Here is a 24,327-nt window from a genome sequence, read left to right on the forward strand (position 1 = left end):
CCCAGACCAGCATCCGCAAACTCGTCGACAACAACCGCAACCGCCACCGGTAAGCAAACAGAATCACGCAACACTAGTGGTGGCCCCGGTGCCCGTTCGACGATTCCGTCGGGCATGCTCAAGGACTATGGTGTCGGCGCGCAATGGTATCCGCCGCTGAACCAGCCGTTGTGCTCCTACTGCCGGACGAACCCGGCCCGCGCTATTGATCACGTGGAGCCCAGGTCCGGTGGTGGAGACCTCACGGACGCGAACACCACCCCTGCCTGCACGTTCTGCAAAAGCTCCAAGCGTGATAGGGTGGTTCCGCTCAATCCACCGTCGAACTACCGAGGGCAGTGGCCGCCTCCGTGGTGGCCGGCCAATATGCAGGCGACAGTGAAAATTCCCAGAGTAATCAAATAGGCGAAAATTCCCGGAGCAAGTAAATAGACGATGTGCGGCGGGTGCCATGCGCCCGCCGCACATCGGTTTCTGACTGGTAGGAGAGGGCGTCTTGCAGGTCACGATTGACGGCGTTACCTACGTCAGCCATGAGAATCCCTCGTGGCGGGGCGAGCGGCACCACATGGCGATGGTGGACCTGGCTCCCTTCGATCTTGGCGAGATGCTCGAGCAGCTTTGGTTGCGAGAGGTCGGCGAGGGCAGGCGCTATGAGATCTGCTGTGTCCCGTTCTACGCCTACGGTCTGGCACTGGGCGACGTGGTGGGGCTTGATGAGTCGGATACCGTCGATCGTCTGATCGGAAGGTCGGGTCGTCGTGTTCTTCGGGTGCTCTTCGCCGAGTCCCGACCTGTGGGGGACAGCCGGTCCGCGCTGCGCGGAGCCGTCGACTCCGTTGGGCTCCTGAGTGAATGGAACGGCGAGCGTCAGGTCGCGATCGACGTCCCGGATGTATCGGTGATGCGGCCGGTCTTCGACGCCGTTCAGGAGGAGATCCGCGACGGGACAGCTTTCTGGGAGTGGAGCGACGCCAAAGACTTCAGATCCGCCTGAGCCGAGGCCCGAATCCGGAAGGTGATCGCGAGCGAGTTCGGGGTCGGCAGCGCAGAGATAATTCATCGTGGGCCCGGGCGCCGGGTGAGGCGTTCGGGGCCGCGAAGGCCTGGGGATAGAGGGCGTCGCGTAGCCGTCTGTTGCCGGCGCCGCGGACGAGGACCATCCGACGGGTGCCGGAGGCGCGGGTGATCGGGGCGGCGCCGGCTTAGTTCTTGCGGGCCTTCGGGGCGGCGTGGTGGTGCGGGTTGTCTCCGGACTCGGCGAGCACCCGGGCGGCGAGGATTAGTCCCGGCCGTGGCTGGGACCGGTCGACCCCGGTGATGCCGTTCCTGAACGTGATCCAGCGACTGGACTTCTGATGGCTCATGGTTCTGGGCGGCTCGGGAGCGAGGGTGGAAATGGCGAGTGACGGCCGCTACGGCGATGCAGTACCGCAGATTCGCGATCATCTGGAGCGATACCAGAGGGCTCTTGACGGAGTCAAGTTTTCGCACCGTGGCCGTCCGATCGATGAAGTGCGGCGGGCTCTTGCATCAGCATTTCAGGCTGAAGGCATTGAAGTGTGGAAAGAAGTTGCTGAGGACGCGGTTCGGCTAATCTCCGAGGATCGGGAGTAGGGGTTTCTGTCTCGGATGGCTGCATGAGGGCGGGCGACGCAGCCCGAGTTTTCGTCACCGTTGCCGTCATGGCGAGAGGGCGTTTGGAGGATTCCTCCAAACGCCCTCTCAGAATCCCGTGCCGGGAGGCTGGGCTGGGTCGGCCCCGGAGGTTGAGCTGGGTTTTTTTTTGGGTCTGTCGCCGCTGATGGTCCGGTGGTGGGTTCATCTCGGGGTGGTATGGCATCTGGGTGACAGTCTCGAGGCGACGGAGGATAAGACAGGGGCCGCATGACCGCAACCTCAATAACTGTGTGACGTTCTGCGCGAGGATCCTCGAAGCCGGAGGATATAAGACGCCGGTCTCGAAATCACAAGAGATCGCGAGCTGGCTCCTGGAAACGAGCTTCAAGCGACGAACCGCAAACGACCCTGACTAGTGCGCTGTCCACGAAGGTTGGCCGGTTTGGTTAGGCGGCGTGGGTGCGGGGGCGTCCCCAGCGTTGTTGGCGTTCGGCGCGGACGCGGGCGCGTTCGCGGCGTTGGGCGGCCAGGACGGTGGGGTGGCGGGCGTTGGCGTTGCGCCAGCGTAGGTAGGCCTGCAGTTTCCGGGCGAGGACGGGGTGGTTGGGGTGGTTGGAGTTGCCCATGACGAAGCTGCGCAGCGGGCCGAACTGGGCCTCGATCGGGTTCGCCCAGGAGGCGTGGGTCGGGGTGAAGCACAGCTCGACACGGTTGCGTGCCGCCCATTTGCGGATCTTTGGGGTCTTGTTCGCGGACAGGTTGTCCAGGACCACGTAGATCGGGGCGCTGTCCGGGCGGGTGGCGCGGATCGTGCGCAGGGCGGCGAGGGTGTTCTGGCCGCTCTTGCGCCGGCGGACCACGCCGAACAGTTGGTCGTCGCCGAGGGAGTAGCAGCCGTGGAAGTAGCGGACGCCGTGGGTGCGGGTGTAGGTCGCCGGCAGCCGCCACGGCCGGGTTCGCGGGGCCCAGCCGACCCCGTGGGTCGGCCGGATCGACAGGGGGCCGAACTGGTCGAAGGCGAAGCAGCGGTTCGGAAACGTGCTGGTCACGTACTCGATCCGGTCGAGCTTGGCTTCCTTGTCGGGGTCGGTGGACTCCTTCCAGGTCCGGGTCCGCTGGAACGAGATCCCGTGGGCGTGCAGCAGCTGGCGCAGCCGTTCCCGGCCGACCGTGACCGTGTGGTCGGGGTTGTCGGCGAGATAGGCGGACAGTTTGCGCAGGCTCCAGTGCGTGAACGGCCGCCCGAGCTTCGCGGGGCGGGTCCGGGCCGTCGTGAGCAGGAACTGCTCGTCCTCAACGCTGATCAGGCGGGGACGGCCTCCCGCCCACCGAGGGTCCAGGCAGGCCAGCCCGATCTCGTTGAACCGGTGGATCACGTCGCGGACCGTGTCCTCGTCCGCGGCCACCAACCTCGCGATCGCCGGCACCGGTGTCCCGGACGCCGACGCCATGATGATCGTCGCCCGGCGGACCCGGACCGACGAGTGCGTCCCTCGCCGCACAATCGCCTGCAGGCGGCGGCCTTCCTCGTCGGTCAGCCGCCGCGCCCTCACGGGCTCCGCCACCCGCCACCTCCCAGTACCGGACAGACAACGCCAGTACCGACAGTGCACACCAGGCCGGCCGATCAGCGACAGCCCGCCCGGCGTTTCCTACACCGGTGAACGTTCGTGGTCAGCGCACTAGGTAGGCACTCAAAACGATCTGACAGTGGCTGGGATTCGAGATTTATTGGAATCGGTCGGGCGGTGCATCGCGAGGATGCGGAGATTGCGCCCGTCGTTTCTCGGCGGTTGCGATACGGAGAAGGGAAGATGGCTGGATACCCGGGCTTCGCCGTGATACTAGAACGGTTAATGGGCCGCCGGGAAATCGGTATGGGCGAGCTTTCTGAGCGGATGAGAATCCCCGAGGACGAACTACTGACAACATTGCGTGAACCGCCACCGAGTCCAGCGTTCCTTCGACGGCTTGCGCCTGTTCTCGGCCTGCGCACCGCAGATCTTTTCGCAATTGCGGACGTGCCTGTACCGAACGAGCTCGCGGTACTGGATGTTCGGGCTAGTCGGCACGTCCTTGGCGTTGTTTGGCCTGCTGTACAGCTGTCGTCATCGCGCAGAGGTGAACTACGTCGGCGGGTCGCCACCCTGCCGCAGCGGGATCGCGTCCAACCGGCTCCGCTCCCACAGCCATTTGAACAATATCCGTCGGGACCCGGTGCCGTGCTCATGCAAATGCTCGCCAACCGCAACCTGAAAAGATCCGACGCGGCACGTGTATTTGCCTTGCTGACTCCCATGTATCTATCGGCCACTGTTTATGCCTCGATTGGACATGGCCGGAAGGATCTGACGGTCGATCTGTTGGCTGGCTTCGCAGCCGTGCTGGGCGTTCATCTCGGCGATCTTGCGGCCGTCGCCGGCCTTGAGCCGCTCGACGAGGAGCTGTTGCCGGACCAGAAACCGATGGACATCGCTGAGCTGATCTGGGACCTTCGCCGCCTGACGGTAGATCAGGTACTGGAGATTCGTAGAGAAGCAGAGAGCCTGATGGAATATGATTGAGGCCTTTCTGTGCGCCCAGCGGACTGGAGATCATCCGAACCGGCGGTACCCACCGGGCGCAGGCGCGATCCTCATGCGCATGCTCGAGAACCGGAACCTGGATTGGGGAAATACGGCGGAAGTGCTCGCCTGACTGACCCCTATCTACCTCTCCGGGTCCACGATCGGGCGGGCAGGACACGGCCTTAGAGATCTTGCTCCTGACCTGCTGGCGGGTTTCGCGACCGTCGTCGGCGTCGAGTTCGACGACCTGTAGGCGTAACTATCGGTGGTTTGTTGTGATCGGTAGTTCTTCTGTGTGGCTAGGGTGGTAGGTAGAGGCGGAGCCGGTGCCCGGCGGCGAGCCTGTCGATCAGCTCGTGCAGTGGGGTGGGAATCGGGGTGGCCGTCTGGGCCTGCCAGATCTGTAGGAGGAATAGCAGCGGGGTCAGGCAGGCGCGGATCTGGCGGAGGCTGGCCGGCCAGGATGGCGGCGGGGCTTGGCCGGGGCTGCCGCCGGGCGGGGTGGCTGGTGGGGAGCTGTCGTGCCAGCACAGGCTGAACGCGCAGTTCACCAGGGTCCAGTGCCGCTGGATGGCGGCGGCGGAGCGGACCTGGAAATCGGCCCAGCCGAGTTCGTGCTTGACGTGCTTGTAATCCTGTTCGACCCAGCCGCGCGGCCCGTAGAGGCGGACGATCTCGCTGTGGGCGGCGGCGGGGAACGGGCTGCGCCCGCTGGCGGGCAGGCCGGGATGGGCCAGGTTGGTGGCCAGGTACCAGGTGCTGGTCGCGGGCAGGGTGGCCGGGTCGGTGGTGGCCACGACCAGGCGCAGCGGCCCGCCGATCCGGTAGGGGCCGGCGCGGCAGTCGGTGGCCCACCAGGTCTCGGTGTGCCCGTCGCGGTAGGTGCGCCGCACGGGCGTCCACTGGCCGGGCCGCTCAGGACAGTCCCAGACCCGTTCGCGGGCGGCCTGGGCCGGGGTGCGCACCTGGCTGTCCTCGTCGGGGCGAGGCAGTTCCTGGTTCGGTTTGAGCCCCAGCACGAACGGCAGTCCGGCCCGGCGCGGCTCGGCGACCAGGCCGGGGCTCTCGGACGGCCCGTAGAAACAGTCGGCGACCACAGCGCGAAACGGGATACCCGCCGCGCGGGCGTTGTTGACCAGGCCGGCGGCGATCTGCCCCTTGGTCCGAAACGACGAGTCCTCGCGCCCCTCGGGCAGGCAGGGGGCCGGAACATACAGCCGGGTGTGCAGCGGGTGATAGACCCGCTCGTCGGCCCAGGCCGTGGTCACCGCGACCACGCCAGGCCCGATACCTCCGCGGGAGCCGAGATACTGGCGCGACACCCCCGCGGTGGCATGCCCGCTCTTTCGGTCCCCGGAGTCATCGACGATCAGTACCCCGCCCGGGTGCGGGGCGCCACCCGGCTGCCGAGCAAGCAGCTCGACCCGCCGGCTGTTGATCTTCTCGTGGTCCCACGGCGACTCCGAAAGGAACCACTGCAGCCGCTGGACCCGCCGGTGCTGGGCGTCCACCACCGGCTCCGCCCCGGCCAGGCACGTCAGCGTCTTGTTCCGGTCCCGCGGCGCCAGCAGCCCGACCAGGTACTCCCGGAACCCCTGCCGCTGCGCCCGCGACGCGAAAAGGTCATCAAACTGGGACGCGTACACCTCCACCGGCGCCGGAGCCGGCGGGCACGGCAGTCGTGCCGTCATCACACACACCCCCATAACCGTGGGGCCTCTACTCCTCCTTACTCCCTGTGCCCACTCCGACTACCGATCACAACAAACCACCGCTATTCAGGTCTTTGCTTGGCTGCTCCGGGCTCTAGCGGGTGGGTTGGCTGGGTGTGGCTGGTGTGCGGCCGATGGCGATCGGCCCGTAGGGTTCTGTGAAGCGTTCCCGCTTTTGTAGACAGCTATCTAAACTATGCCCGGAACCCATCGATGTCGGTGAGCGGGTTCTGGCGACCGACTCGGAGACCGGCCGCACCGAACCGCACACCGACACCGACACGATCGTCGGCCATGGCGACAAGGATCTCGTCATAGCTGTTCCGTGAGGCCTGGCGGGGTGAGCCGCGTGACTCTGCCCTCGTGATCGGTAGCAACATCGTCGGTAACGACGTGGCCGAGGTCGCCGCACAGTACATGGCCGAGTACGCACGGCTCGAGCTGTGGATGGGTCGCCGCGAGCCGCCCCTGGGTTTTCCGCGGAAGTTCGAGATAGCCCGGATCGCAGCTGGGGAAAGGGTGGCGGTCTACGAGGCGTGGACCGCGTTCGAATCCGCGTACCAGGCGTCCGGTAAGAAGGTCGACCAGGTACGTGGCCAGCGGGAGGAACTGAAAGCGCCCTGCGCGGGGCTGCTGACGTTCTCGTGGGCCTCAGGACCGAATAGCAGTCATCGGCAACGTATACTGCGGAGAGCGGACGCTCTGGGTCTGGATGGAGAAGATGGAGAGTCGATTTCTTCTGGAACTCTCGTCGAAATCGGCTGAACGCGCTGAGGACCTTGTCGGCCTCCTGGGGAACCTTGTAGTCAGGCGCGCGCCGGATGACGTTTCTCTCCATGGCCTCCCCGCATGGCTGTCCACCGCCTTCGCGCCCGCATCGACGGATAGCGAGGCGAGTGAATGGGTGGCGCTCTGGCGTGCCGCGACACCCGCCGAGAAGGGAGCCCTGGAGGTGAACCATGGGTGGGAATTCGGGGAGTGGATCCACTGGTTCTCCACCCAGAATGAACTCTGGGAAATTCGCTCGGCCGAGCTCACCGAATCCGGGGGAGTAGAGGTTCTTGTCGAGCACGTAGACGACCCGTTTCCGGTCCAGGCGCTTGAGTGGCTGGTCGACGTGGCTGGCTACCGAGTGGCCTCGGTGATCGTGTCACGCGAGAGCGGCCCTTTAAACGTCGATTGAAGGCTCTCTCGCTGGTGCGATTTCCTTGGGTATTCCCCGGGTTCGCGGCAGGCCGAACAGGAGGTGAGACGAAGGTGAGACACCCGGATTTTGCTCGGTCGAGTCGTTCGTCGCGAACCGAGCTATGCCCTCCCAGGCGGTTGACATGACGCCGGATCTGTTTGAGGACGGACAATGTGAGGTTTCCGTCGTGCGCGCCGGCGAACGGGAACGCTGTATGTTGACCTGGAGGTTTCACAAGGACAGGTCGCGCTCGATCTCTTTGAGTGGGCCGTTCGGGACGCTGGAAGGCGCGGGGGATGATCTCTTTGAGGCGTTGAATGTGATCAGGAGATCGCTTGAGGGTCAGGGATGGTTCATCGCGGTGCAGGGGGCTCGCAGAAACACATGGGCCTCCGGAATGCTCCGAGACATGATTGGTGCTCGGCACGTGTATGTGCTGGAACCGGGGCGGGACATTCGCACCCGGGAGGACTGGGTTGATATTTTTGCCGAGGCGGAGCCGGACCAGTTGGCGACCGTCGAGGAACAGCGTCAGTACTATCGTGAGTGGCAGGAAAGCGCGCGGCGCGAATGGATCCCCCCGTCGTCGGCCGCGACGTGAACGTGCTAAACCGCGCGCCGCCCGGCGCCACGATCCTGCCGCGAGAGACCGGACTTGAGATTCGATTGAAGGTCCCAGCCTCGGCGCGATGATCTTCGGGTGTTCCTGGAGATCGCGGTAGGGCGGACCCGGAGGTGGACGATGGCGGTGTACCCGGATTTCGGTGCCGTGCTCCGGGGGCTGGTGGACCGGCGGGGGTTGAGCCTTCGCGACCTGGCGCGGCGGGTGGAGGTATCGGAGGACGGGCTCAAGGCCCAGCTGCGTGGAGCGGTGCCGGACGGGTCGATCCTTCGCCGGCTCGCGCCCACGCTTGGACTACACGCCGCGGACCTGTTCGCCCTGGCGCAGGTGGCCGTTCCGGAAGATCTCGCTCCTCTGGACGGAACGGCGAGGGAGGAAGTCCCTGGCCTCGTTTCGCTCGCCGTCTGCCTGTCGCCGGAGCGTCGAGACCAGCTACGGCGGTATGCCAGGTCGCTGCCACAGCATGGCCGTGTCGAGCCGGTCGCGCGGCCCCGACCGCACCACCGGTACCCGCCGGGCCCGGGTGCGGTGCTCATGTACATGCTCGCCAACCGGAACCTGGACTGGGACGGCTCGGCCCAGGTGCTCGCCCGACTGACACCCGTTTACCTATCCGCGTCCACGATCGGGAGAACCGGTCATGGCCTTGAGCATCTGACCCCTGCCCTGGTCGAGGCCTTCGCGACTGTTCTGGGCGTCGATCCCGGTGATCTGGCGGGCTTCTGCGGGGTCGGACCGGTCGATCCAGACAGGTCGCTGGACCCAGCGGCGGCCGCCATCGCCGAGCTGATCTGGGATCTTCGCCGGCTGACCGCCGGCCAGGTCCGAGATGTGCGCAAGCATGCAAGGCTTCTGGCGAGTCCGTGAGCCGTTGCCGTCCGGCCTGCCTCTGGCGGGAAGGTAGGCGCGATCGTGAAAGGAACGGAGGGAGGCCCGCCCGGTGAGTCCGTGATCCGACCGTTCGGCGAGGCTGCCGACCGTGGTGCGGGCCGTAGTTCGCTGCTCCAGCGCGGGTGTCGTCAGGTCGATGGCGTGCCCGCTGGTCGAGTTCTGGGTCGTGGTTGAACTGGGGCGGAACACGAGGTGGGTGGGTGAGATGGCGGAATACCCAGGCTTTGCGGCGGTGCTCGGGCGGTTGGTGGAGTCGCGGGGGCTCGATGGTCAGGAGCTGTCTCGACGTGCGGACGTGCCTGAGGAGGAGGTCCGGTCTGTGCTGGGCGGGGTGGTGCCGTCTTCGTCGTTGCTCCATCGGCTCGCGCCGGTGCTCGGTCTGCGCGTCGTGGACCTGTTCGTGATGGCGCAGGTGACGCCGCCGGAGGAGCTTGCTCCGCTTGACGCACGGGCCGGGCAGATGGTCTCGGGGTTCGTCGCGTTCGCCAGACACCTGTCGTCGGAAGGCAGGGATCAGCTGAGGCGGTATGTCCGGTCCCTGCCTCAACTGGACGGGCGGCAGCTGTCGCCACCCCGCCGTCACGAGCGGTTCCCGCCCGGGCCTGGTGGTGTGATGATGCGGCTGTTCGCCAACCGGAACCTGGACCAGTTCGGCGCGGCTGAAGTGCTCGCCTGGCTGACTCCGGTCTATCTTTCCGGATCGACGTACGGCCGGATAGGGCACGGTTACAAGGAGTTGACTCCCGGCCTGCTTGCGGGCTTCGCGACCGTCCTCGATGTCGAGTTCGACGATCTGGCGGCCGTCGCGGGGCTCGAGTCCGGTAGCGTGCGCCGAACACCGGATCCGGTGGCGGCCGACATCGCCAGAATGATCTGGGATCTTCGCCGCCTGACCATCGGCCAGGTCGAGCAGGCCCGCAGGGAGGCGACGCGGCTGCGCTCCTTGCTTTAGATCCTCGTCGGTCACCGGGCCGAACCGCTCGTCCCGATCCGAATTACATCTGCCCTGGGTGGTTGACGCGATGCCAGATCTGTTTGAGGACGGACAATGTGAGGTTTCCGTCGTGCGCGCCGACGAACGGGAACGCTGTATGTTGACCTGGAGGTTCCACAAGGACAGGTCATACTCGATTACGTTGAGCGGGCCGTTCGGGACGCTGGAAGGCGCGGGGGATGATCTCTTCGAGGCGCTGAACGTGATTAGAGGATCGCTGGAGGGGCAGGGGCGGTACATCGCGGTGCAGGGGGCTCGCAGAAATACCTGGGCCTCCGGAATGCTCCGGGACATGATCGGTGCTCACCAGATTTATGTGCTGGAACCGGGGCGGGACATAAACACCCGAAAGGACCGGGTTGATATTTTCGCTGAGGCGCAGCCGGACCAGTTGGCGACCGTCGAGGAACAGCGACGGTACTACCGCGGGTGGCAGGAAAGCGTGCGGCGCGGATAGGTCATCCCGGTGACGGCGGCAGCCGGCCGCGGGCCAGGCGGCCGCGGTCGGCTCATTCAGGCAGGCCTGGTCAGGCGTCGCGCTGGACGAGGGCGAGCGCGCCGGTGCCCAGCGCGAGGACGTTCCAGGCCAGCAGGTCGAGGAAGGCCGCGAGTGGGCTGAGCAGATCGGACTCCGCGTCGAGCAGCATCAGGGAGGCCGCCGCGCCGTCCGGCGTGAGCGACGCGAGCGCCATCCAGCCGTCCGGGAGCGGCTCGCGCAGGAAGGCCAGCACGACCGGCGCGACGAACAGCAGCCCGAGCAGCGTCGCGATGGCGCCGCCGGTGCTGCGCAGCAGCGTGCCGAGCCCAAGGCCGAGCAGCGCGACCGACATGACGAAGAACGCGGCGCCGAACACCGCGCGCGCCACACCCGGGTCGGTCAGCGAGGCGCCGATGCCCACGTCGTCGAGGATCTCCTGGCAGACGAGGAAGGTCAGCAGGCTGGTCACCAGGCCGAGCGCGAAGGTGACCGCGCCGAGCACGGCCGCCTTCGCCGACAGCATCCACAACCGGCGCGGCGCGAGCACGAGCGACGTGCGGATCATGCCGGTGGAGTACTCGCCGCTGATGAACAGCACCCCGAGCACTCCGACCGCGACCTGCGCGACGTAGAGGCCCACGTGGGTGTTCAGCACCGGCTCGGTGGTGCCGCCGTCGCCCTCCCAGGTGTCCACGGTCACGGCGGCCACCAGCAGGCCGAAGCCGAGGGTGACGACCACGGTGGTCAGCGCCGTCCAGACCGTGGAGCGCAGCGTGATCAGCTTGGTCCACTCGCAGTGGAGCAGCCGAGGGAAGGTGACCCGCGCGGCGGCGTGGAACGGCGCCGGCGGCCGGCCAGGAACAGCGACGAGTCCCGCGGCCGGGGTGGTGGCGGGCGGTGGCGCCCCGGTGGTCATCGCTGGCCCTCCCCGTGGCTGTCCAGCACGTCGTCGGCCGACGCCGGCATCCGCGCCCACCCGGCGCCGTCAGGCGGGCGCCACGCCGAGTCGTCCGGCGCGGCAGGCGGCACGGCGGGCTGGCCGGTACGCGCCGGCGCCGGCGCGGGCGGCGCCGGGCCCGCCGGGCCGCCGGGCGACGCCACCGGCCGGTCCGGCGCGAACTCCACGGCGCCGCGGGTGAGGCCGACGAACGCGTCCTCCAGCGAGGTCGCCTGGCCACCAAGCCCGTGCACCGCCAGGCCGGCGGCGCACGCGGCGTCGCCGACCTGCGCGCAGGTCAGACCCGACACGTCGAACGTGTCGGTGCCCGTCACCGTGACCCGGCCGCCCTGACCGCGCAGCAGGTCGGCCAGCTCGTGGGCCCGCGGCGAGCGGACCCGCACCACCTCCTCACCGGCGGCCGCGCGCACGAACTCGTCGACGGAGGTGTCCGCGATCAGCCGGCCGCGGCCGATCACGACCAGATGGCCGGCGGTGAGCGCCATCTCGCTGAGCAGGTGGGAGGACACGAAGACGGTGCGGCCCTCGGCGGCCAGCGCCCGCAGCAGGTCGCGGATCCAGCGGATGCCCGCCGGGTCGAGGCCGTTGACCGGCTCGTCGAGGATCAGCACCCCCGGGTCGCCGAGCAGCGCCGCCGCGAGGCCGAGGCGCTGCGCCATCCCCAGCGAGTAGGTGCCGGCCCGCTGGCCGGCCACCCGGTCGAGGCCGACCAGGCCGATCACCTCGTCGACCCGGCGGCGCGGGATCCCGTGCGAGCGCGCCGCGACCAGCAGATGCTGGTAGCCGGTGCGGCCGGTGTGGATGGCGCGGGCCTCCAGCAGCACGCCGACCTCGCAGATCGGCGCCGGAAGGTCCTCGTAGACGACTCCGTTGATCGTGACGCCACCCATGGTCGGGTGGTCGAGCCCGACGGCCATCCGCATGGTGGTGGACTTGCCCGCGCCGTTGGGCCCGAGGAACCCGGTGACCACGCCCGGCCGGACCGTGAAGGTCAGGTCGTCGACGGCGACCCGCCGGCCGAACAGCTTCGTCAGACCGTACGCCTCGATCATCCACTACCTCACGGGCCGCGCGGATCTCCGGATCACCGTACGGGCGCTGGCGCGGACCGTCACCTGTCAATGTCCGGACAGGGTTCGCGCTGGAGCTGGACCTGGCGCTCGGCGTCGGTGAAGCCGAGGGCCCGGTAGAGCCCGATGGCGTGGTAGTCGGGGTCGGCGACGATGACGAGGGTGTGCGCGCCGCGCTCGCGTAGCCCCCAGGTCCCGGCCCGGTGGAGGAGGGTCGACGCCAGGCCGCGGCCACGGTGGGCGGGGTGGGTCTCGATGCTCTGGAACCGGGCCAGCCCGTCGTTGTCGCCGAGCAGCCCGCCGGCGGCGCGCAGCTGACCGTCGACGAACCCGCCGAACCAGGCGCCATGCCCCGCCTCGCACAGGCCGCGTTCCTCACGCAGCTGCCGCTCGACGAACCGCGCCGTGTCCGGGGAGGACGCCTCGTCCTCGTAACAGGCGAGACGCAGGGCGACGGCCCGCGCCCAGTCGTCGTCGCTGGTCAGCGGGCGGATGGTCGCGTCGGCGGCCGGCCGGGCCAGCGGTGCCAGCCGGGTGGCCGTCAGCACGGAATTCACCTCCACGGTCACCCCGAGCCGGGCGAGTTCGGCGGCGTCACCGGGGTCACCGTCGGTGCCGTCGACGCCGAGGGCGAGGTACGCCGCGTCGGGGAACTCGCCGCTGAACACCGCCTCCCACCGGGCGGCGTCGCCGGGGCGCGGCGGGTGGTCGAACAGCACGAAGTTCCCCCACCAGAAGCCGGGGTTGGCGGGAGTGGCCACGACCAGGTGGGACGCGTGCTCGGTGATCCGGGCACCGGCGAGTCTCCGCACCATCAGGTCGGTCCGGAACCCCAGGGAGATCGGCTTCACCGGCCCGACCCTAGCCCCGGACGCCGCCCTCCGGCCGTCCGGGCCGGCGGGAAGGGCTCCGGCGCCCATCCAGGTTCTGAGAGTGCGCCGCGCCACAGTGACGCGGCGGGCCGCTCACATGGTCTGTCACATGCCGTGCCGTTCTACTGCTTGCTGCGAACGGTGCCGGACACCGCGCGTTCCGTGCCGTGCGACCCACTGGGGGATTGATGTCGGTCGTGGTGCGGCTGCTCGGCCATGTGGACGTGACAGTGGACGGCTCGCCGCGCCCGGTGCCCGGCCTGCGGCGCAAGGCCGTCCTGGCGCGGCTGGCGTTGCGGCTGGGCGAGGTCGTCAGCGCCGACCAGCTGATCGACGCGGTGTGGGACGGGAAGCCTCCGACGACGGCGGTGAACTCGCTGCAGAGCCACGTGTCCGCGCTGCGGCGCCTGCTCGGAGTGCCGGACGCGATCCGCGCGCAGGCCCCGGGCTACGTGCTGGGCGCCGTGACGACCGACCTTCGCCTGTCCGAAGGACTCGTCGCGCGCGGCCGCGACGCCGCCAGCCCGGCCGATCGGCTGGCGGCCCTGGAACAGGCCCTGGACCTGTGGCGCGGCCAGCCGCTGGTCGACGTCGCCCGGCTTTCCTGGTTCTCCGACGAGGCGCCCCGACTGGAGCGCGCGCGGCGGTCGGCTGAGCGGGCCGCCGTCGAGTGCCGACTGGTGCTTGGCCAGCACGCCGCGCTGGTGCCCGAGCTGACGAGGCTGTGCGAGCTGCACCCTTTCGACGAGGAGCAGCATGGCCACCTGATGCTCGCGCTCTACCGGTGCGGGCGGCAGGCCGAGGCGCTGGCGGTTTTTCATCGGCTGCGGGCGCGGCTCGGCGACGAGCTCGGGATCGACCCGGGTGGCCCGGCCCGCGACCTGCAGGCCGCGATCCTGCGTCAGGACCCCGGCCTCGCCCACGCGCCGTCGCCGGAGCGATCCGGGGCGCCGGCCGGTGCCGGCACGCCGCCCACCGGGCGGGCCCGCGCCACGCGACTCGTGGAACGGGCCGAGGAGATCGCGCTCCTCGACCGCGCGCTCGCTGAGGTGCAGGTCTCCCGTGCCGGGAGAATATTGATCTTCGAAGGTTCCGGTGGGGCGGGGAAGACGAGCCTGCTCGACCACGCGAGGAGGCGCGCCGCCGAACGAGGGCTCGCTGTGATGTCGGCGCGCGGCAGCGATCTGGAGACCGACCACGACTGGGGCTGTGTCCGGCAGCTGTTTCCCGGACAGGCCGGGGTGGAGCTGGATGCCGCGGCGGGACCGCTGTCGGATCGCGAGGCGCCTGGCGGGTACCGGACCATCGCTTCGCTGTACGAGCGGACACGCGATCTGGCGGTCCGAAGCCCGCTGGTGATCACCTTTGATGACCTGCACTGGGCGGACACGCCGTCGGCACGGTTCCTCGCGTTCCTGGCCGCCCGGCTCGACGCGTCGCCGACCGTGCTTGTCGTCGGGCTGCGGCCGGGGCATGAGCGCGTCGGGCGGTTCCTCGCGTCCATCGCGGGTCTGCCGTATGCGACCAGCCGGGTGTTGCGGCCGCTCGGCCGGGACGGCTGCGCTCAGCTGCTCACCGACACACTCGATGCGGTGCCGGACGAGGAGGTCGTCGACCGGTGCCAGGCGCTCACCCGCGGCAATCCCTTTCTGATGCGGGAACTGGCGAGCAGGCTGTCCGCGGTGGCCGGCGACGTGGAGCGGGCGCTGTCCGACTGTGGGCCGGGCCTGCGGCGGTTCGTGTCGCGACAGTTTCGCTGCCTCCCGCCCGAGTCGGCGGAACTGGCCCGGGTCCTGGCCGTGCTGGGCGACGGCGCTGGCTGCGACTGGCTGGCCAAGGCGGCGAGGATGACACCCCGGGAGGCCCTCGACGCGCTGGATCCCCTGGTCTCAGGCCAACTGGTCGTCGCCGAGGGCGCACCGGTTCGCTTCTCCTTCGAGCATCCCATGATCCGAGACAGCGTCTACGACTCGATTCCCTCGAGGCAACGTGCGGAACTGCACCTGCGCGCGGCCCAGGTCGCCCTGGGCGGCCATCACTCGATGACGGCGGCGACCCATCTGCTCCGGGTCCCGCCGGGTTTCGGGGACCTCGATCCGCTTACCGTCCTGAGCGAGGCGGCGGATCTCAGCCTGTCCCGGGGATTGGCGCGTACCGCGGTCAGCTTCCTGCGCCGGATCCTTGAGGAGGATCTGGCCGACCGGCGGGCCGAGATGATGGCGCGACTCGGCGCGGCCGAGGCCCTCGTCGATGGCCGCGCCACCGTCGAGCCGCGGTCACACACGCGGTTCAGAGCGCAGGGTCCGGATAGGAGCGGGCGGACCTTCGACGGCCAGGCCAGCGCGCTTCGGGCGACCGGGGTGACTCAGGGGCGGCGTACGGGCCCGCCAGGTCCCCACCCGACCGTGGTCAGGGGATCACCGAGGACGGCCGGCGGCTCCCCTCGGGCCACGTCGCCCCAGTGGCGGACGGGATCCGCGACGGCTCCGGTCTCCCGTCGGCCTGGACGCACCTCAGTGCCACATCAGGACCGCCTCAGCGGCGCATAGTTTCGTGGTTCACGACCGGTGAGGAAAACGCCGATGGCGTTTTACCGGCCGCATCGGACTGACTGCCGAGAAAGGACCAGAACCGCGATGGAAACCCGACCCGCCGGGCGGAGTACCGCTACGAGCCACACCGAGATTTACCTTCCGGAGCCTTCGCGGAGGACCCCGGACCGCGACCGGATCGTGCTGGCTCCGCCGTGCCTGGAGCCGGGGCTCATGAACCACAACCAGATCGTGCTGGCTCCGCCGTCCGCGGATCCGGGGATCGAACTGAACCACAACCAGATCGTGCTGGCTGGCTGAGCCGTGCGGCGCCACGTTTCGACGGCCGCGGAGGACCGCGTCGCGAAACGGGGCGCCGGCCGCTGAGGAGAAGCATCGTCCCGGCTGGCCTTGTCCGGCCCGCGCGGGCCGGACAAAGCCAGCCGGTGACAGCTGACAATCCGCCGTGGGCGGCGAGGACGGTTTCGGTGAATGACGTCGCTGGCGGGCGGCCACGGCTGTCGCGGCCGGTCCGGCTGGTCCTGGGCGGCCAGTTCGTGTCGGCGGTCGGATCGGGCGCGACCATTCCTTACCTGTTCGTCTATCTCCATCAGGCGCGCGGCCTGACCGCGGGCGTGGTCGGAGCACTGCTCACGGCGCGCGCGGTGGGGGCGGTCGCCGGCGCCATCCTCGGCGGGGCCTGGGCGGACCGGGCCGGGCCGAAGGCCGCGACCTGGCGGGGCCTGGCCGCGGCCGCGGCCGCGACGGCCGCCCTCGCCCTGGTGCGGGACCCGGTCCTGGGCGTCGTCGTCCTCGCGGCCTTCGGGGTAGCCCTGGCCGCGGCCACGACCTCGATGTACGCGCTGCTGGGCGCCGCCGCCTCCGCCGAGGAACGACCGCGGGCCTTCGGCCTGAACTACCTGCTGACCAATGCCGGCGGGGCCGGCGGCGCGGTCCTGGCCGCGCTGGCGCTGGCCGTCTGGCCCGCGGCCGCGGCCTACCCCGTGCTGTACCTGGCGGACGCGGCCACCTTCGCGTTCTTCGCGGTCCTCATCGCCGGCCAGGTGGCGCCCGCGGGCACGTCGCCGGCCCGGGAGACGCCGGCGGAGGCCGCCGAGCGGCCGGGGTACCGGATGGTCGCCGCCGATCCCGCCCTTCGCTGGCTGGTCGTCGTCACCTTCGCCCTGGTGGCCGCGGGCCACAGCCAGATGCACGCGAGCATTCCCGTCGTCGCGGCCGCGCGCGAACTGCCCACCGCCGGGCTGGGATGGGTGTACGCCGCGAACATGGCCGCGGTCGTGCTGCTGGCGGCCCCGGTCCGGCGGCTGTCCGCTCGCTGGCGGCGAACCTCCAGCCTGCTCCTCGCGATCGGCCTCATGGTGGCCGCCTGGATGTTGGCGCAGACCTGCGGGAGCCTTGGCATCCCGGCACTCGTGGCCGCCGGTGTCGTGTTCGCCGGCGCCGAGGTCTTCCTCGCTCCGGTGCTGGCCGCGACGGTGAACGACCTCGCGCCGCCTGCCCTGCGCGGCCGCTACAACGGGATGCACACACTCGCCTGGACCGCCGGCTGGCTGAGCGGCACCGCCGCCACGGCGGCCCTGCTGGCCGTCGGCGCCACCGAGCTGGTCTTCCCCCTGCTCGTTCTCGTACTCGCGTTCACGGCGCTGGCGGTCCGCCCCCTGCGCCGCCATCTCCCACCCGCCCTGGACCAGTTGCCGCGACTCGGGGCCGACCCCGGCGCGGAACGCGGGGCGGGCCTTGGGCAGCCCGCGACGCCTCCCGAGGCCGCTGTGCCTCCCGAGGCCGTGGTTCCTGCCGAGGCCGCGGAGGCTCTGGAGCCAGCGGCGCCCAGGGAGACGGCGCCCCGGAACACGGCGGGCCGCGTGTTGGCCAGCCACGGCGCGGACGGGCCGCGCACTCGGAGGGAAGCGGTGCACCCATGAACCAGCGAACCGGCGGCCTCGGCGGGTCCGCCCCGGTGATCGATCCGGCCGAGGACCGGCTGCGTGCGAGGATCCGCCGCGCCCCGGCGACGCCGGATGGCACCAGGGAACGGCTCGACGGCCAGCGGGCGCTGGCCGCGCACTGGCGCCACCGGGGTGACTACCGCCGCGCCGGCCTGCTCCTCACCCTCACCCTCGCCGGCGCGGACGCGCTTGTCGACCGGCCCAACCTGCTGGCGGCGAGGATCTGCACCGAGATCGGCGTGCTCGGCAAGTACGCCGGCCACTTCGCGCGGGCCGAGCGGTCCTACCAGCGCGCCCTGGAGATCTTCCAGGAGGCTCATGGTGCCGAGCACGACACGGTCGCGACGATCTGTCACAACCTCGGCGGGCTGGCGCACGCTCGTGGGCACCACGTCGGCGGCGAGGTGTGGGCCCGTCGTGCCGTCGAGATCCGCGTCCGGATCCACGGCCCGGATCACGTCGACGTCGCCGCCGACCGCGGCGCCTGGGCGGCGCTGCTCGACGGATGCGGCCGCCACGACGAGGCCGAGGCGCAGCTCCGCGCGGCGCTGGCCGTCTTTCGGCGTGCCTATGGCGACGAGCACTACGAGGTCGCGGTGACGCTGCACAACCTCGCGGCCCTTCGGCAGCGTCGTGGCTGGTTCCCGGAGGCGATCGAGGGCTTCCGCGAGGCGCTGGCGCTCAAGGAACGGCTCCTGGGCGTCGATCATCCGGATCTCGCACCCACCCTCGTCAACCTCGCGACCGCGTACCGGCATCTGCGCCGTGGGTCGTCCGCCGGAGCGCACTACGCGCGCGCCGTCGCGGTGCTCAGCGACCGCGTCGACCCAGACCACCCCCTTCTGGCCGCCGCCCAGGACGGCCTCGCCGCCGTGGCAACCGGGCGCGTGTCCCGGGTTCCATCCGGCCTCGGACACGGATAGCCGAGGCCGGATGGTGGTCGGGTCAGCCGCGCTCGGGGGGTGCGTTGATCGGCCTCGGCGGGGCGATCACCAGGCTGTGGCCGACGCCAGCGGAGACCTGGCGGACACCGGTGAGCGCCGGGATCTGAGAGGCGCCGTAGCTGCCCGCGCCCGAGAAGCCAAGACCCAGCTGCCCGTGAAAGTTCGAGCCCCAGGTCCACACCGTTCCGTCGGCCCGCAGCGCCATGGTGTGCTCGCGTTTGTTCGAGACCTCGACCATGTCGGTGGGCAGGTGCGTGACCGGCGCCGGGAAGGAGCCGGGCGCGACGTTGGCTCCCAGTTCGAAGTTGTCGTTGCAGCCCCAGCCGAGCACCCGGCCCTTGTAGCCGTCGGCGGCCGAGACAGCCAGGGTGTTCTCCCTGCCGGCCGACACCTGAAGGACATCGCTGATTCGAGGGATCCGCACCGGCTGGGTGTGGATGTCGGCCGAGTTCGTGCCCGGCGCCAGCTGGCCGCAGACATTCTTGCCCCAGCCCCAGACGGTGCCGTCCGCGCGCAGCGCGACGCTGTGGAACGCGCCGGCGCTGAGCTGGGTGACGTCCTCGATGCCGTGGATCTGCACGGGAGCACGGAAAATAGGCCCGAGGAGTGTTCCCAGCTGGCCGTGCTCGGTGTAGCCCCAGCCCCAGACCGTGCCGTCGGCCTTCAGCGCGAGGTTGTGACCCTCGCCCGCCGAGATCTGCGTGACGCCGGTCAGGCCGGGCACCGGCTTGGGAGTCGCGTCCTTCTCGGTGTCCTGACCGTCCCCGAGCTGCCCGTACCGGTTGTCGCCCCAGGCCCACACGGTGCCGTCGGAACGGAGCGCCAGGACGTGGGCACCGCCGGCCGCGACCTGGGTGAAGCCGGTGAGGCCGGGCACCTTGAAAGGCTTGTTCTGGTCGCCGGTCGTCGGGTCGCCCAGCTGGCCCTGGAAGTTCGTGCCCCAGGTCCAGACGTTGCCGTCGTCGTCCAGCGCGACGCTGACGTTGGATCCGGCCGAGATGTCGGTCAGGTTGGGCAGGCCGACGGCATTCACCGGGCCGGGCCTTCTCGTATTCGTCCCGTCGCCCACCTGACCGGCGTTGTTGTCGCCCCAGGCGACGCCCGTGCGCAGCAGCGCGGGCGTCGGCGCCGCGCTCGCGGGTGTCGCCACCAGGATCGTGGCGGTCGCGGTGGTGGTCAGCGCGGCGGCCAGCGCCGCCGCCCAGGCGCCCCGACCGCGCCGACCGCGCCGGCCGCGCCGGCCGCGCCAGGCCCGGCCGCGAACGCCAGCCGAGCCCGGACGCGAGCCGGCCACGGCCACTTCCGGCTCGGGGACCGTCCCCAGATCCCCCGATCGGAACTTCATGTCCGTCTCCTCGCGAGAAACTCCCAAGGAGGCCGGCCACCCGAGCGAATCCACCACGCCGCGGGATGCCGCCAGGCGGGGCCAGCCACCGTCCCGACCGAGATGCCGAGATGAGGACAGTGAACGGACGCACCGTTTGAACAGGCGTGTGAAGCCACCCGCCGCCAGCTGTCAGCCAACGGACAGGTATTCCCGAGTATCCGGGGACGCGCCGCCCCGGAGGACGGCCGCCAGTCGGCGTCCTCCGGGGCGGCGGTCAGTTGGTCGAAAGGGTTGTAGGACAGCCTGGCCGAGGCAGGTCGGTGGTTACCTCAGCCGCGATCGAGGGGTATGTTGCCCGAAATGGGTGGGGCGATCGCCAGGCTGTGGGCGTAGCCCGCCGCGACGTGGCGGACGCCCCTGAGCCCCGGGACCTGGGAGGCGCCATAATAGCCGCCCGTGATGCCGATGCCGAGCTGCCCGCGGTTGTTCGCGCCCCAGGTCCACACCGTTCCGTCGGCGCGCAGCGCCATCGTGTGCGTCCTGCGGTGCGACACCTCGACCATGTCGGTGGGCAGGTAGTCGACCGGCACCGGGAAGGTGATGGGCCAGATCTCGCTTGCCAGCTCGCCGTTGGAGTTGCAGCCCCAGCCGAGTACCCGGCCCTGGTAGCCGTCGGCCGAGACCACCAGCGTGTTCTCCCGGCCGGCCGAGACCTGGAGGACGCCGCTGAGCCGGGGGATCCGCACCGGCACGGTGTGAACGGCGTTCCAGCTCGTCGCCGGCGACACCTGTCCGCAGCCATTGGAGCCCCAGGCCCAGACGCTGCCGTCCGTCCGTAGCGCGACGCTGTGGAAGGTGCCAGCGCTGAGCTGGGCGACGACCTTGCCGATGCCGTGGATCTGCACGGGAGTGTAGATGACCTGCTGGGCGAGGGTTCCCAGCTGGCCGTATTCGTTGTAGCCCCAGCCCCAGACCGTGCCGTCGGCCTTCAGCGCGAGGTTGTGGCCCTCGCCCGCCGAGATCTGCTTGACGTCGGTCAGGCCGGGCACCGGCTTGGGGGTGGCGTCCTGCTCGGGGCCCTGACCGGCCCCGAGCTGCCCGTACCGGTTGTCGCCCCAGGCCCACACGGTGCCATCGGAACGGAGCGCCAGGACGTGGGCACCGCCGGCCGTGACCTGGGTGACACGGGTGAGACCCGGCACCTTGATCGGCGTGCCGTGGGGCGTCGTCGTCCCGTCGCCGAGCTCGCCCTGGGTGTTCGTGCCCCAGGCCCAGACGTTGCCGAGCTCGTCCAGCGCCACGCTGAAGGCGCCACTGCTACCGGCCGACATGGCGGTCAGGTTGGGCAGGCCGACGGTGTTCACCGGGCGGTTCCGGGCTGTCATCGTCCCGTCGCCGAGCTCGCCGTAGTTGTTCGAGCCCCAGCTGAGGCCCGTGGCGACCGGCGCCGCCGGCGCCTGGGCGCCCGCGGGTGTCGCCACCAGGATCGTGGCGGTCGTTGTGGTGGTCAGCACGGCGGCTAGCGCCGCCGCCCAGGCGCTCCGGCCACGCCGGGCCCCGCGCCGAACGCTGGACGATGCCGGACGCGGGCCGACCAGGGCCTCCTCCGGCTCGGGCACCGTTGCCAGGCCCCCCGATCGGGACTTCATTTTCTGCCTCCTTGCGAGATCTTCACCAAGGAGGCCGGCCATCCGAGCGAACGCATTGCGTCGCGCCGCAAAGCGAGGCCAGCCACCCGTCCCGACCTAGCTGCCGGAACGAGGACAGTGAACGGACGAACCCTGTGACCAGGGATGTGAAGCCGCCTCGCGCCAGTTGTCCGCCAGCGGACAGGCACCTGGATATCTCGCTCACATCGCATGGCGCCGCCGCACAGAAGCCAGCCGCCGCCCGACACCAGATGCCGAGGCGAGGACAGTGCGACGACGCACCGTGTGGGCAGGCGTGTGAGGCCCCCGGCGCCAGCTGTCAGCCGACGGACAGGCATCCCTGGAAATCCGGCTCACCGCGGTCGGCGTCAGGCGCTGACGCAGTGAAGAGGGGCGTCGCTTCGGGGGCACTCCGGCCAGGCCGCTCCGGCATTGTGCCGGCGATGGATGTTGGCCGCCCCTTCAAGCTTCTCGGCCGCTCGTGGGCGCCCGCCAACGCGGGCCACGCCCCGCTGATGCAGGCGTCGGCCTCGTCGGCCACCAGCCGGCCTTGGTCCGCGTCAGCGACGTGTCAGCCTGATTTCAGCCGGCTGTGTTTCCCTGTCGCACCAGAAGCAGGACAACGACGTCCCACGGCGTCGCCGGGACGCTGAATCGATTCTTGAGAAGAAGACCAGGGCCGCGATTGTCGGGCCCGCGGTGATCCGTGTCCGTGAGCCAGACAGGAAGACACCCATGACCATCACCGCTCCGACCACTGCTGGTACCGCCGGGGCCCAGCCCGCGGTGGCCGAGCAGGCGCCGCCTGCGCCGTCGCCGGTCGCCGGGTACGGCGACGGGCCGCGGGCGCGGAGCATGCCCGGAAGGGGGGCCGTGGAAATCCGGCTGCTCGGGCCGCCCGTGATCGAGCAACACGGCCGGGCGGTCCGGCCGCCGCGGGGGCGCAAGGTGTGGGCGCTGCTGTGCTACCTGGTGCTGGCGGACCGCGCGCCCTGCCGCCGGCACCTGGCCGACCTGCTGTTCGACGGGGCGGACGACCCAATGGGCGCGCTGCGCTGGATCCTCGCCGAACTGCGACGAGCGCTGGCAGCCCCGGACGTCTTCCGGGGCGACCCGGTGGACACGACACTTGGAGACGACGTCTGGGTCGACGTCCTCCTGCTCACCCGGGCACCGGCCGGCCCGGACAGGTCGTTGCTGGAGCTCGACGGCGAGCTGCTCGAGGGCGTGGAACTCACCGCCGCGCCCGGGTTCGAGTCGTGGCTGCGGGTGCAGCGTCATCGGGTCGCGACCGCGCACGAGGCCCGCCTGCGCGACGCGGCGGCGGCGCGGCTGGCGGCCGGGCAGGCCGACGACGCCGTCAGATACGCCTCCTACGCGGTGGCGCGTAACCCCCTGGCGGAGGGCAACCACGAACTGCTGGTGCGCGCCCTGGTGATGGTCGGTGACCACGCGGCGGCCCGGCGGCAGCTGTTCCTGGCGGACGACCTGTTGCGGCGGGAGTTCGGCGTCGGCGCGTCCGCTTCGCTTCAGGCGGCGGCGGGGAAACCGGCCGGCAAAGCCCACACGTCGGCACCGCGGACGGGCTCGACGGCGCCGGAGATGTTCGCGACGGCGTTGCGGGGGTCGAGAGGTGGGCCCTTGTGGAAGAGCAACGGAACGAGAAGTCCCGCCGCTGGCCGGACCTTCGCGCGGGGATCCCGTAACGATCAAGCCTACGATCAAGCCTAGGGGTCACGGAGCAGCGTCGGAGCGGGCCCTGGACCTGTGGCGGGGACCGGCGAAGCTGACCCACCGGGCGCGGTCGTCGCCATCGCCGGCCTGAGCTCACGTGCCGGCCGACGCCGACCACCGATAGTGGCCGCGGCCCAGGACGGCCGAGCCGCGGTGCTGCCTGGTCAGCTCGGGCGCCCGGAGTTCACGACTCCTTCGACGTCAGGTAGCCGTTGCGGGTGAGGTAGGCGAGCAGCGCGTCGGCGGCCTCGGCGGGGGTCGTGGGGCCGACGATCGTGGGCGGATCGTGGGCGACCAGCGCGCCGGTCAGGGCCAGCAGGCGTTCGCGCGGCGTACCGCCGGTCGGCGGCGGGATGACCCTGGTCCGGGGGCGGTAGGCGCGGACGCCGGCGACCCGGACCGCCCCGCCCGTGCCGTGTGCCGGCTCGACGACCGGGATGGGGGCGTCGCCGGCGGCCAGCAGCGCGGGCAGGGAGGCGCGGCGCGGGCGCAGGCCGGCGGCCTCGGCGGAGCAGACCGCGGGCGTCGGGATGCGCAGCCGCTCGCGCCGGCCGCCGTCGAGGCGGCGCTCGCCGAGCAGCCGCGGGCCGGCCCCCTCGCGCGCCGGCTCGGCGCGCAGGTCGACGAGGCCCAGGGCCGCCGCCGCGCCGAGGGCGTGGGCGAGCTGGGCGGGCAGGGCGCCGGTGCCGCGGTCGGGGGAGTGGTCGCCGCAGAGCACCAGCGCCGGCTCGCCGACGGTCCGGATCGCGCCGGCCAGCGCCTCGGCGAGCGCGCGGGTGTCCCCGGCGAGGTCGGCGAGGTAGTCGGTGACCGGGCCGAACGGCTCCGGGTCCCGGCCCGCCGCCAGGCCGGGGCCGTGGGCGTGGGCACCACCGGGGGCCGCCGCGTGCGCGCCGTCGGCCGGTGGCCAGGCCACCCGCAGCACCTGGGCGCCGAGCGCGGCGGCCGCGCGAAGCGGGCCGTCGGCGATCGGCGGGCCGGCGGTGACGGCGAGCACCCGGCCCGACCAGGCCTCGGCGAGCGTCAGCGCCCGCTCCAGCGCCGCCTCGTCCGCGGGGGACAGGCCCGCGCCGTGCGGCGACTGGGTCAGCACCCCGGTCAGCGGGTCGACCTCCGGGCGCAGATCCGTCACCCGCAGGCACACCGCGACCAGCGGCCCGGCCGTGCTCCCCGCCGTCATCGATCTGTCTCCTTGGCTGCTGGCC

At 70.6% G+C, this 24,327-nt stretch carries 23 protein-coding genes and 1 pseudogene; 15 read left to right on the plus strand and 9 right to left on the minus strand.

The features are described 5' to 3' along the window. The first annotated feature begins 114 nt into the window (after positions 1-114). Positions 115-405: an HNH endonuclease gene (locus I6A81_RS46340; protein ID WP_203005191.1), complete on the plus strand. Its 291-nt coding sequence runs from the start codon at positions 115-117 to the stop codon at positions 403-405. A gap of 91 nt (positions 406-496) precedes the next feature. Further along, entirely contained in the window at positions 497-997 is a 501-nt protein-coding gene (locus I6A81_RS29140; protein ID WP_203005192.1) for a DUF4265 domain-containing protein, read from the plus strand. A 208-nt stretch (positions 998-1,205) separates the two neighbouring features. Here I6A81_RS29140 and I6A81_RS29145 read toward each other — a convergent pair whose 3' ends face one another. Further along, positions 1,206-1,367: a hypothetical protein gene (locus tag I6A81_RS29145; protein WP_203005193.1), complete on the minus strand. Its 162-nt coding sequence runs from the start codon at positions 1,365-1,367 to the stop codon at positions 1,206-1,208. A 25-nt stretch (positions 1,368-1,392) separates the two neighbouring features. On the opposite strand from I6A81_RS29145, the gene I6A81_RS29150 reads away from it, so the two are divergent. Next, positions 1,393-1,617, plus strand: a complete 225-nt coding sequence (locus I6A81_RS29150; RefSeq protein ID WP_203005194.1) for a hypothetical protein — start codon at positions 1,393-1,395, stop codon at positions 1,615-1,617. Between the two features lie 449 nt (positions 1,618-2,066). Here the strand turns inward: I6A81_RS29150 and I6A81_RS29155 are convergent, their stop codons facing one another. Continuing rightward, on the minus strand, positions 2,067-3,185 hold the full coding sequence (locus tag I6A81_RS29155; RefSeq protein WP_307874996.1) for an IS630 family transposase: 1,119 nt from the start codon (positions 3,183-3,185) through the stop codon (positions 2,067-2,069). 249 nt (positions 3,186-3,434) lie between these two features. Here I6A81_RS29155 and I6A81_RS29160 point away from each other — a divergent pair, with 249 nt between their 5' ends. After that, positions 3,435-4,184, plus strand: coding sequence for a hypothetical protein (locus I6A81_RS29160; RefSeq protein WP_203005195.1), 750 nt, complete (start codon positions 3,435-3,437; stop codon positions 4,182-4,184). A gap of 302 nt (positions 4,185-4,486) precedes the next feature. Here I6A81_RS29160 and I6A81_RS29165 read toward each other — a convergent pair whose 3' ends face one another. Beyond that, positions 4,487-5,878: an IS701 family transposase gene (locus I6A81_RS29165; RefSeq protein WP_238429806.1), complete on the minus strand. Its 1,392-nt coding sequence runs from the start codon at positions 5,876-5,878 to the stop codon at positions 4,487-4,489. Positions 5,879-6,262: 384 nt separating this feature from the next. On the opposite strand from I6A81_RS29165, the gene I6A81_RS29170 reads away from it, so the two are divergent. From I6A81_RS29170 to I6A81_RS29195, 7 genes and pseudogenes are all read left to right on the plus strand, one after another. Further along, positions 6,263-6,664, plus strand: coding sequence for a hypothetical protein (locus I6A81_RS29170; protein ID WP_203005196.1), 402 nt, complete (start codon positions 6,263-6,265; stop codon positions 6,662-6,664). After that, on the plus strand, positions 6,612-7,082 hold the full coding sequence (locus I6A81_RS29175; RefSeq protein WP_203005197.1) for a hypothetical protein: 471 nt from the start codon (positions 6,612-6,614) through the stop codon (positions 7,080-7,082). The genes I6A81_RS29170 and I6A81_RS29175 overlap by 53 nt, the downstream gene beginning before the upstream one ends. Before the next feature lie 145 nt (positions 7,083-7,227). Continuing rightward, positions 7,228-7,686, plus strand: coding sequence for a hypothetical protein (locus tag I6A81_RS29180; protein ID WP_203005198.1), 459 nt, complete (start codon positions 7,228-7,230; stop codon positions 7,684-7,686). Between the two features lie 141 nt (positions 7,687-7,827). Further along, positions 7,828-8,004 (plus strand): annotated as a pseudogene (locus tag I6A81_RS46345) (helix-turn-helix domain-containing protein); the annotation flags it as partial. A 237-nt stretch (positions 8,005-8,241) separates the two neighbouring features. Further along, entirely contained in the window at positions 8,242-8,574 is a 333-nt protein-coding gene (locus I6A81_RS44080) for a hypothetical protein (RefSeq protein ID WP_238429807.1), read from the plus strand. Positions 8,575-8,794: 220 nt separating this feature from the next. Continuing rightward, complete coding sequence (locus tag I6A81_RS29190; protein ID WP_203005200.1) at positions 8,795-9,550, plus strand: hypothetical protein; 756 nt, start codon at positions 8,795-8,797, stop codon at positions 9,548-9,550. 58 nt (positions 9,551-9,608) lie between these two features. Then, positions 9,609-10,049, plus strand: coding sequence for a hypothetical protein (locus I6A81_RS29195; RefSeq protein ID WP_203005201.1), 441 nt, complete (start codon positions 9,609-9,611; stop codon positions 10,047-10,049). Positions 10,050-10,119: 70 nt separating this feature from the next. On the opposite strand, the gene I6A81_RS29200 is transcribed toward I6A81_RS29195, so the two are convergent. The 3 genes from I6A81_RS29200 to I6A81_RS29210 are packed head-to-tail and all read right to left on the minus strand — an operon-like array spanning position 10,120 to position 12,949. Next, entirely contained in the window at positions 10,120-10,986 is an 867-nt protein-coding gene (locus tag I6A81_RS29200) for an ABC transporter permease (protein WP_203005202.1), read from the minus strand. Beyond that, positions 10,983-12,080, minus strand: coding sequence for an ABC transporter ATP-binding protein (locus I6A81_RS29205; protein WP_203005203.1), 1,098 nt, complete (start codon positions 12,078-12,080; stop codon positions 10,983-10,985). The genes I6A81_RS29200 and I6A81_RS29205 overlap by 4 nt, the downstream gene beginning before the upstream one ends. Before the next feature lie 59 nt (positions 12,081-12,139). Continuing rightward, entirely contained in the window at positions 12,140-12,949 is an 810-nt protein-coding gene (locus tag I6A81_RS29210) for a GNAT family N-acetyltransferase (RefSeq protein ID WP_203005204.1), read from the minus strand. 209 nt (positions 12,950-13,158) lie between these two features. On the opposite strand from I6A81_RS29210, the gene I6A81_RS29215 reads away from it, so the two are divergent. From I6A81_RS29215 to I6A81_RS29225, 3 genes are all read left to right on the plus strand, one after another. Then, positions 13,159-15,519, plus strand: coding sequence for a BTAD domain-containing putative transcriptional regulator (locus I6A81_RS29215; protein WP_203005205.1), 2,361 nt, complete (start codon positions 13,159-13,161; stop codon positions 15,517-15,519). Positions 15,520-15,989: 470 nt separating this feature from the next. Next, on the plus strand, positions 15,990-17,444 hold the full coding sequence (locus I6A81_RS29220) for an MFS transporter (RefSeq protein ID WP_203005206.1): 1,455 nt from the start codon (positions 15,990-15,992) through the stop codon (positions 17,442-17,444). Continuing rightward, positions 17,441-18,391: a tetratricopeptide repeat protein gene (locus tag I6A81_RS29225; RefSeq protein WP_203005207.1), complete on the plus strand. Its 951-nt coding sequence runs from the start codon at positions 17,441-17,443 to the stop codon at positions 18,389-18,391. Before I6A81_RS29220 ends, I6A81_RS29225 begins: the two co-directional genes overlap by 4 nt. A 22-nt stretch (positions 18,392-18,413) precedes the next feature. Here the strand turns inward: I6A81_RS29225 and I6A81_RS29230 are convergent, their stop codons facing one another. Both I6A81_RS29230 and I6A81_RS29235 read right to left on the minus strand, forming a co-directional pair. Continuing rightward, entirely contained in the window at positions 18,414-19,757 is a 1,344-nt protein-coding gene (locus tag I6A81_RS29230; RefSeq protein WP_203005208.1) for an RCC1-like domain-containing protein, read from the minus strand. Between the two features lie 311 nt (positions 19,758-20,068). Then, complete coding sequence (locus I6A81_RS29235) at positions 20,069-21,388, minus strand: RCC1-like domain-containing protein (protein WP_203005209.1); 1,320 nt, start codon at positions 21,386-21,388, stop codon at positions 20,069-20,071. 735 nt (positions 21,389-22,123) lie between these two features. Here I6A81_RS29235 and I6A81_RS29240 point away from each other — a divergent pair. Beyond that, on the plus strand, positions 22,124-23,119 hold the full coding sequence (locus tag I6A81_RS29240; protein ID WP_203005210.1) for an AfsR/SARP family transcriptional regulator: 996 nt from the start codon (positions 22,124-22,126) through the stop codon (positions 23,117-23,119). Positions 23,120-23,306: 187 nt separating this feature from the next. Here the strand turns inward: I6A81_RS29240 and I6A81_RS29245 are convergent, their stop codons facing one another. Next, positions 23,307-24,302, minus strand: a complete 996-nt coding sequence (locus I6A81_RS29245) for a mycofactocin-associated electron transfer flavoprotein beta subunit (protein ID WP_203010367.1) — start codon at positions 24,300-24,302, stop codon at positions 23,307-23,309. Positions 24,303-24,327: the final 25 nt, after the last annotated feature.

The organism is Frankia nepalensis (assembly GCF_016786325.1).
GTDB lineage: Bacteria > Actinomycetota > Actinomycetes > Frankiales > Frankiaceae > Pseudofrankia > Pseudofrankia nepalensis.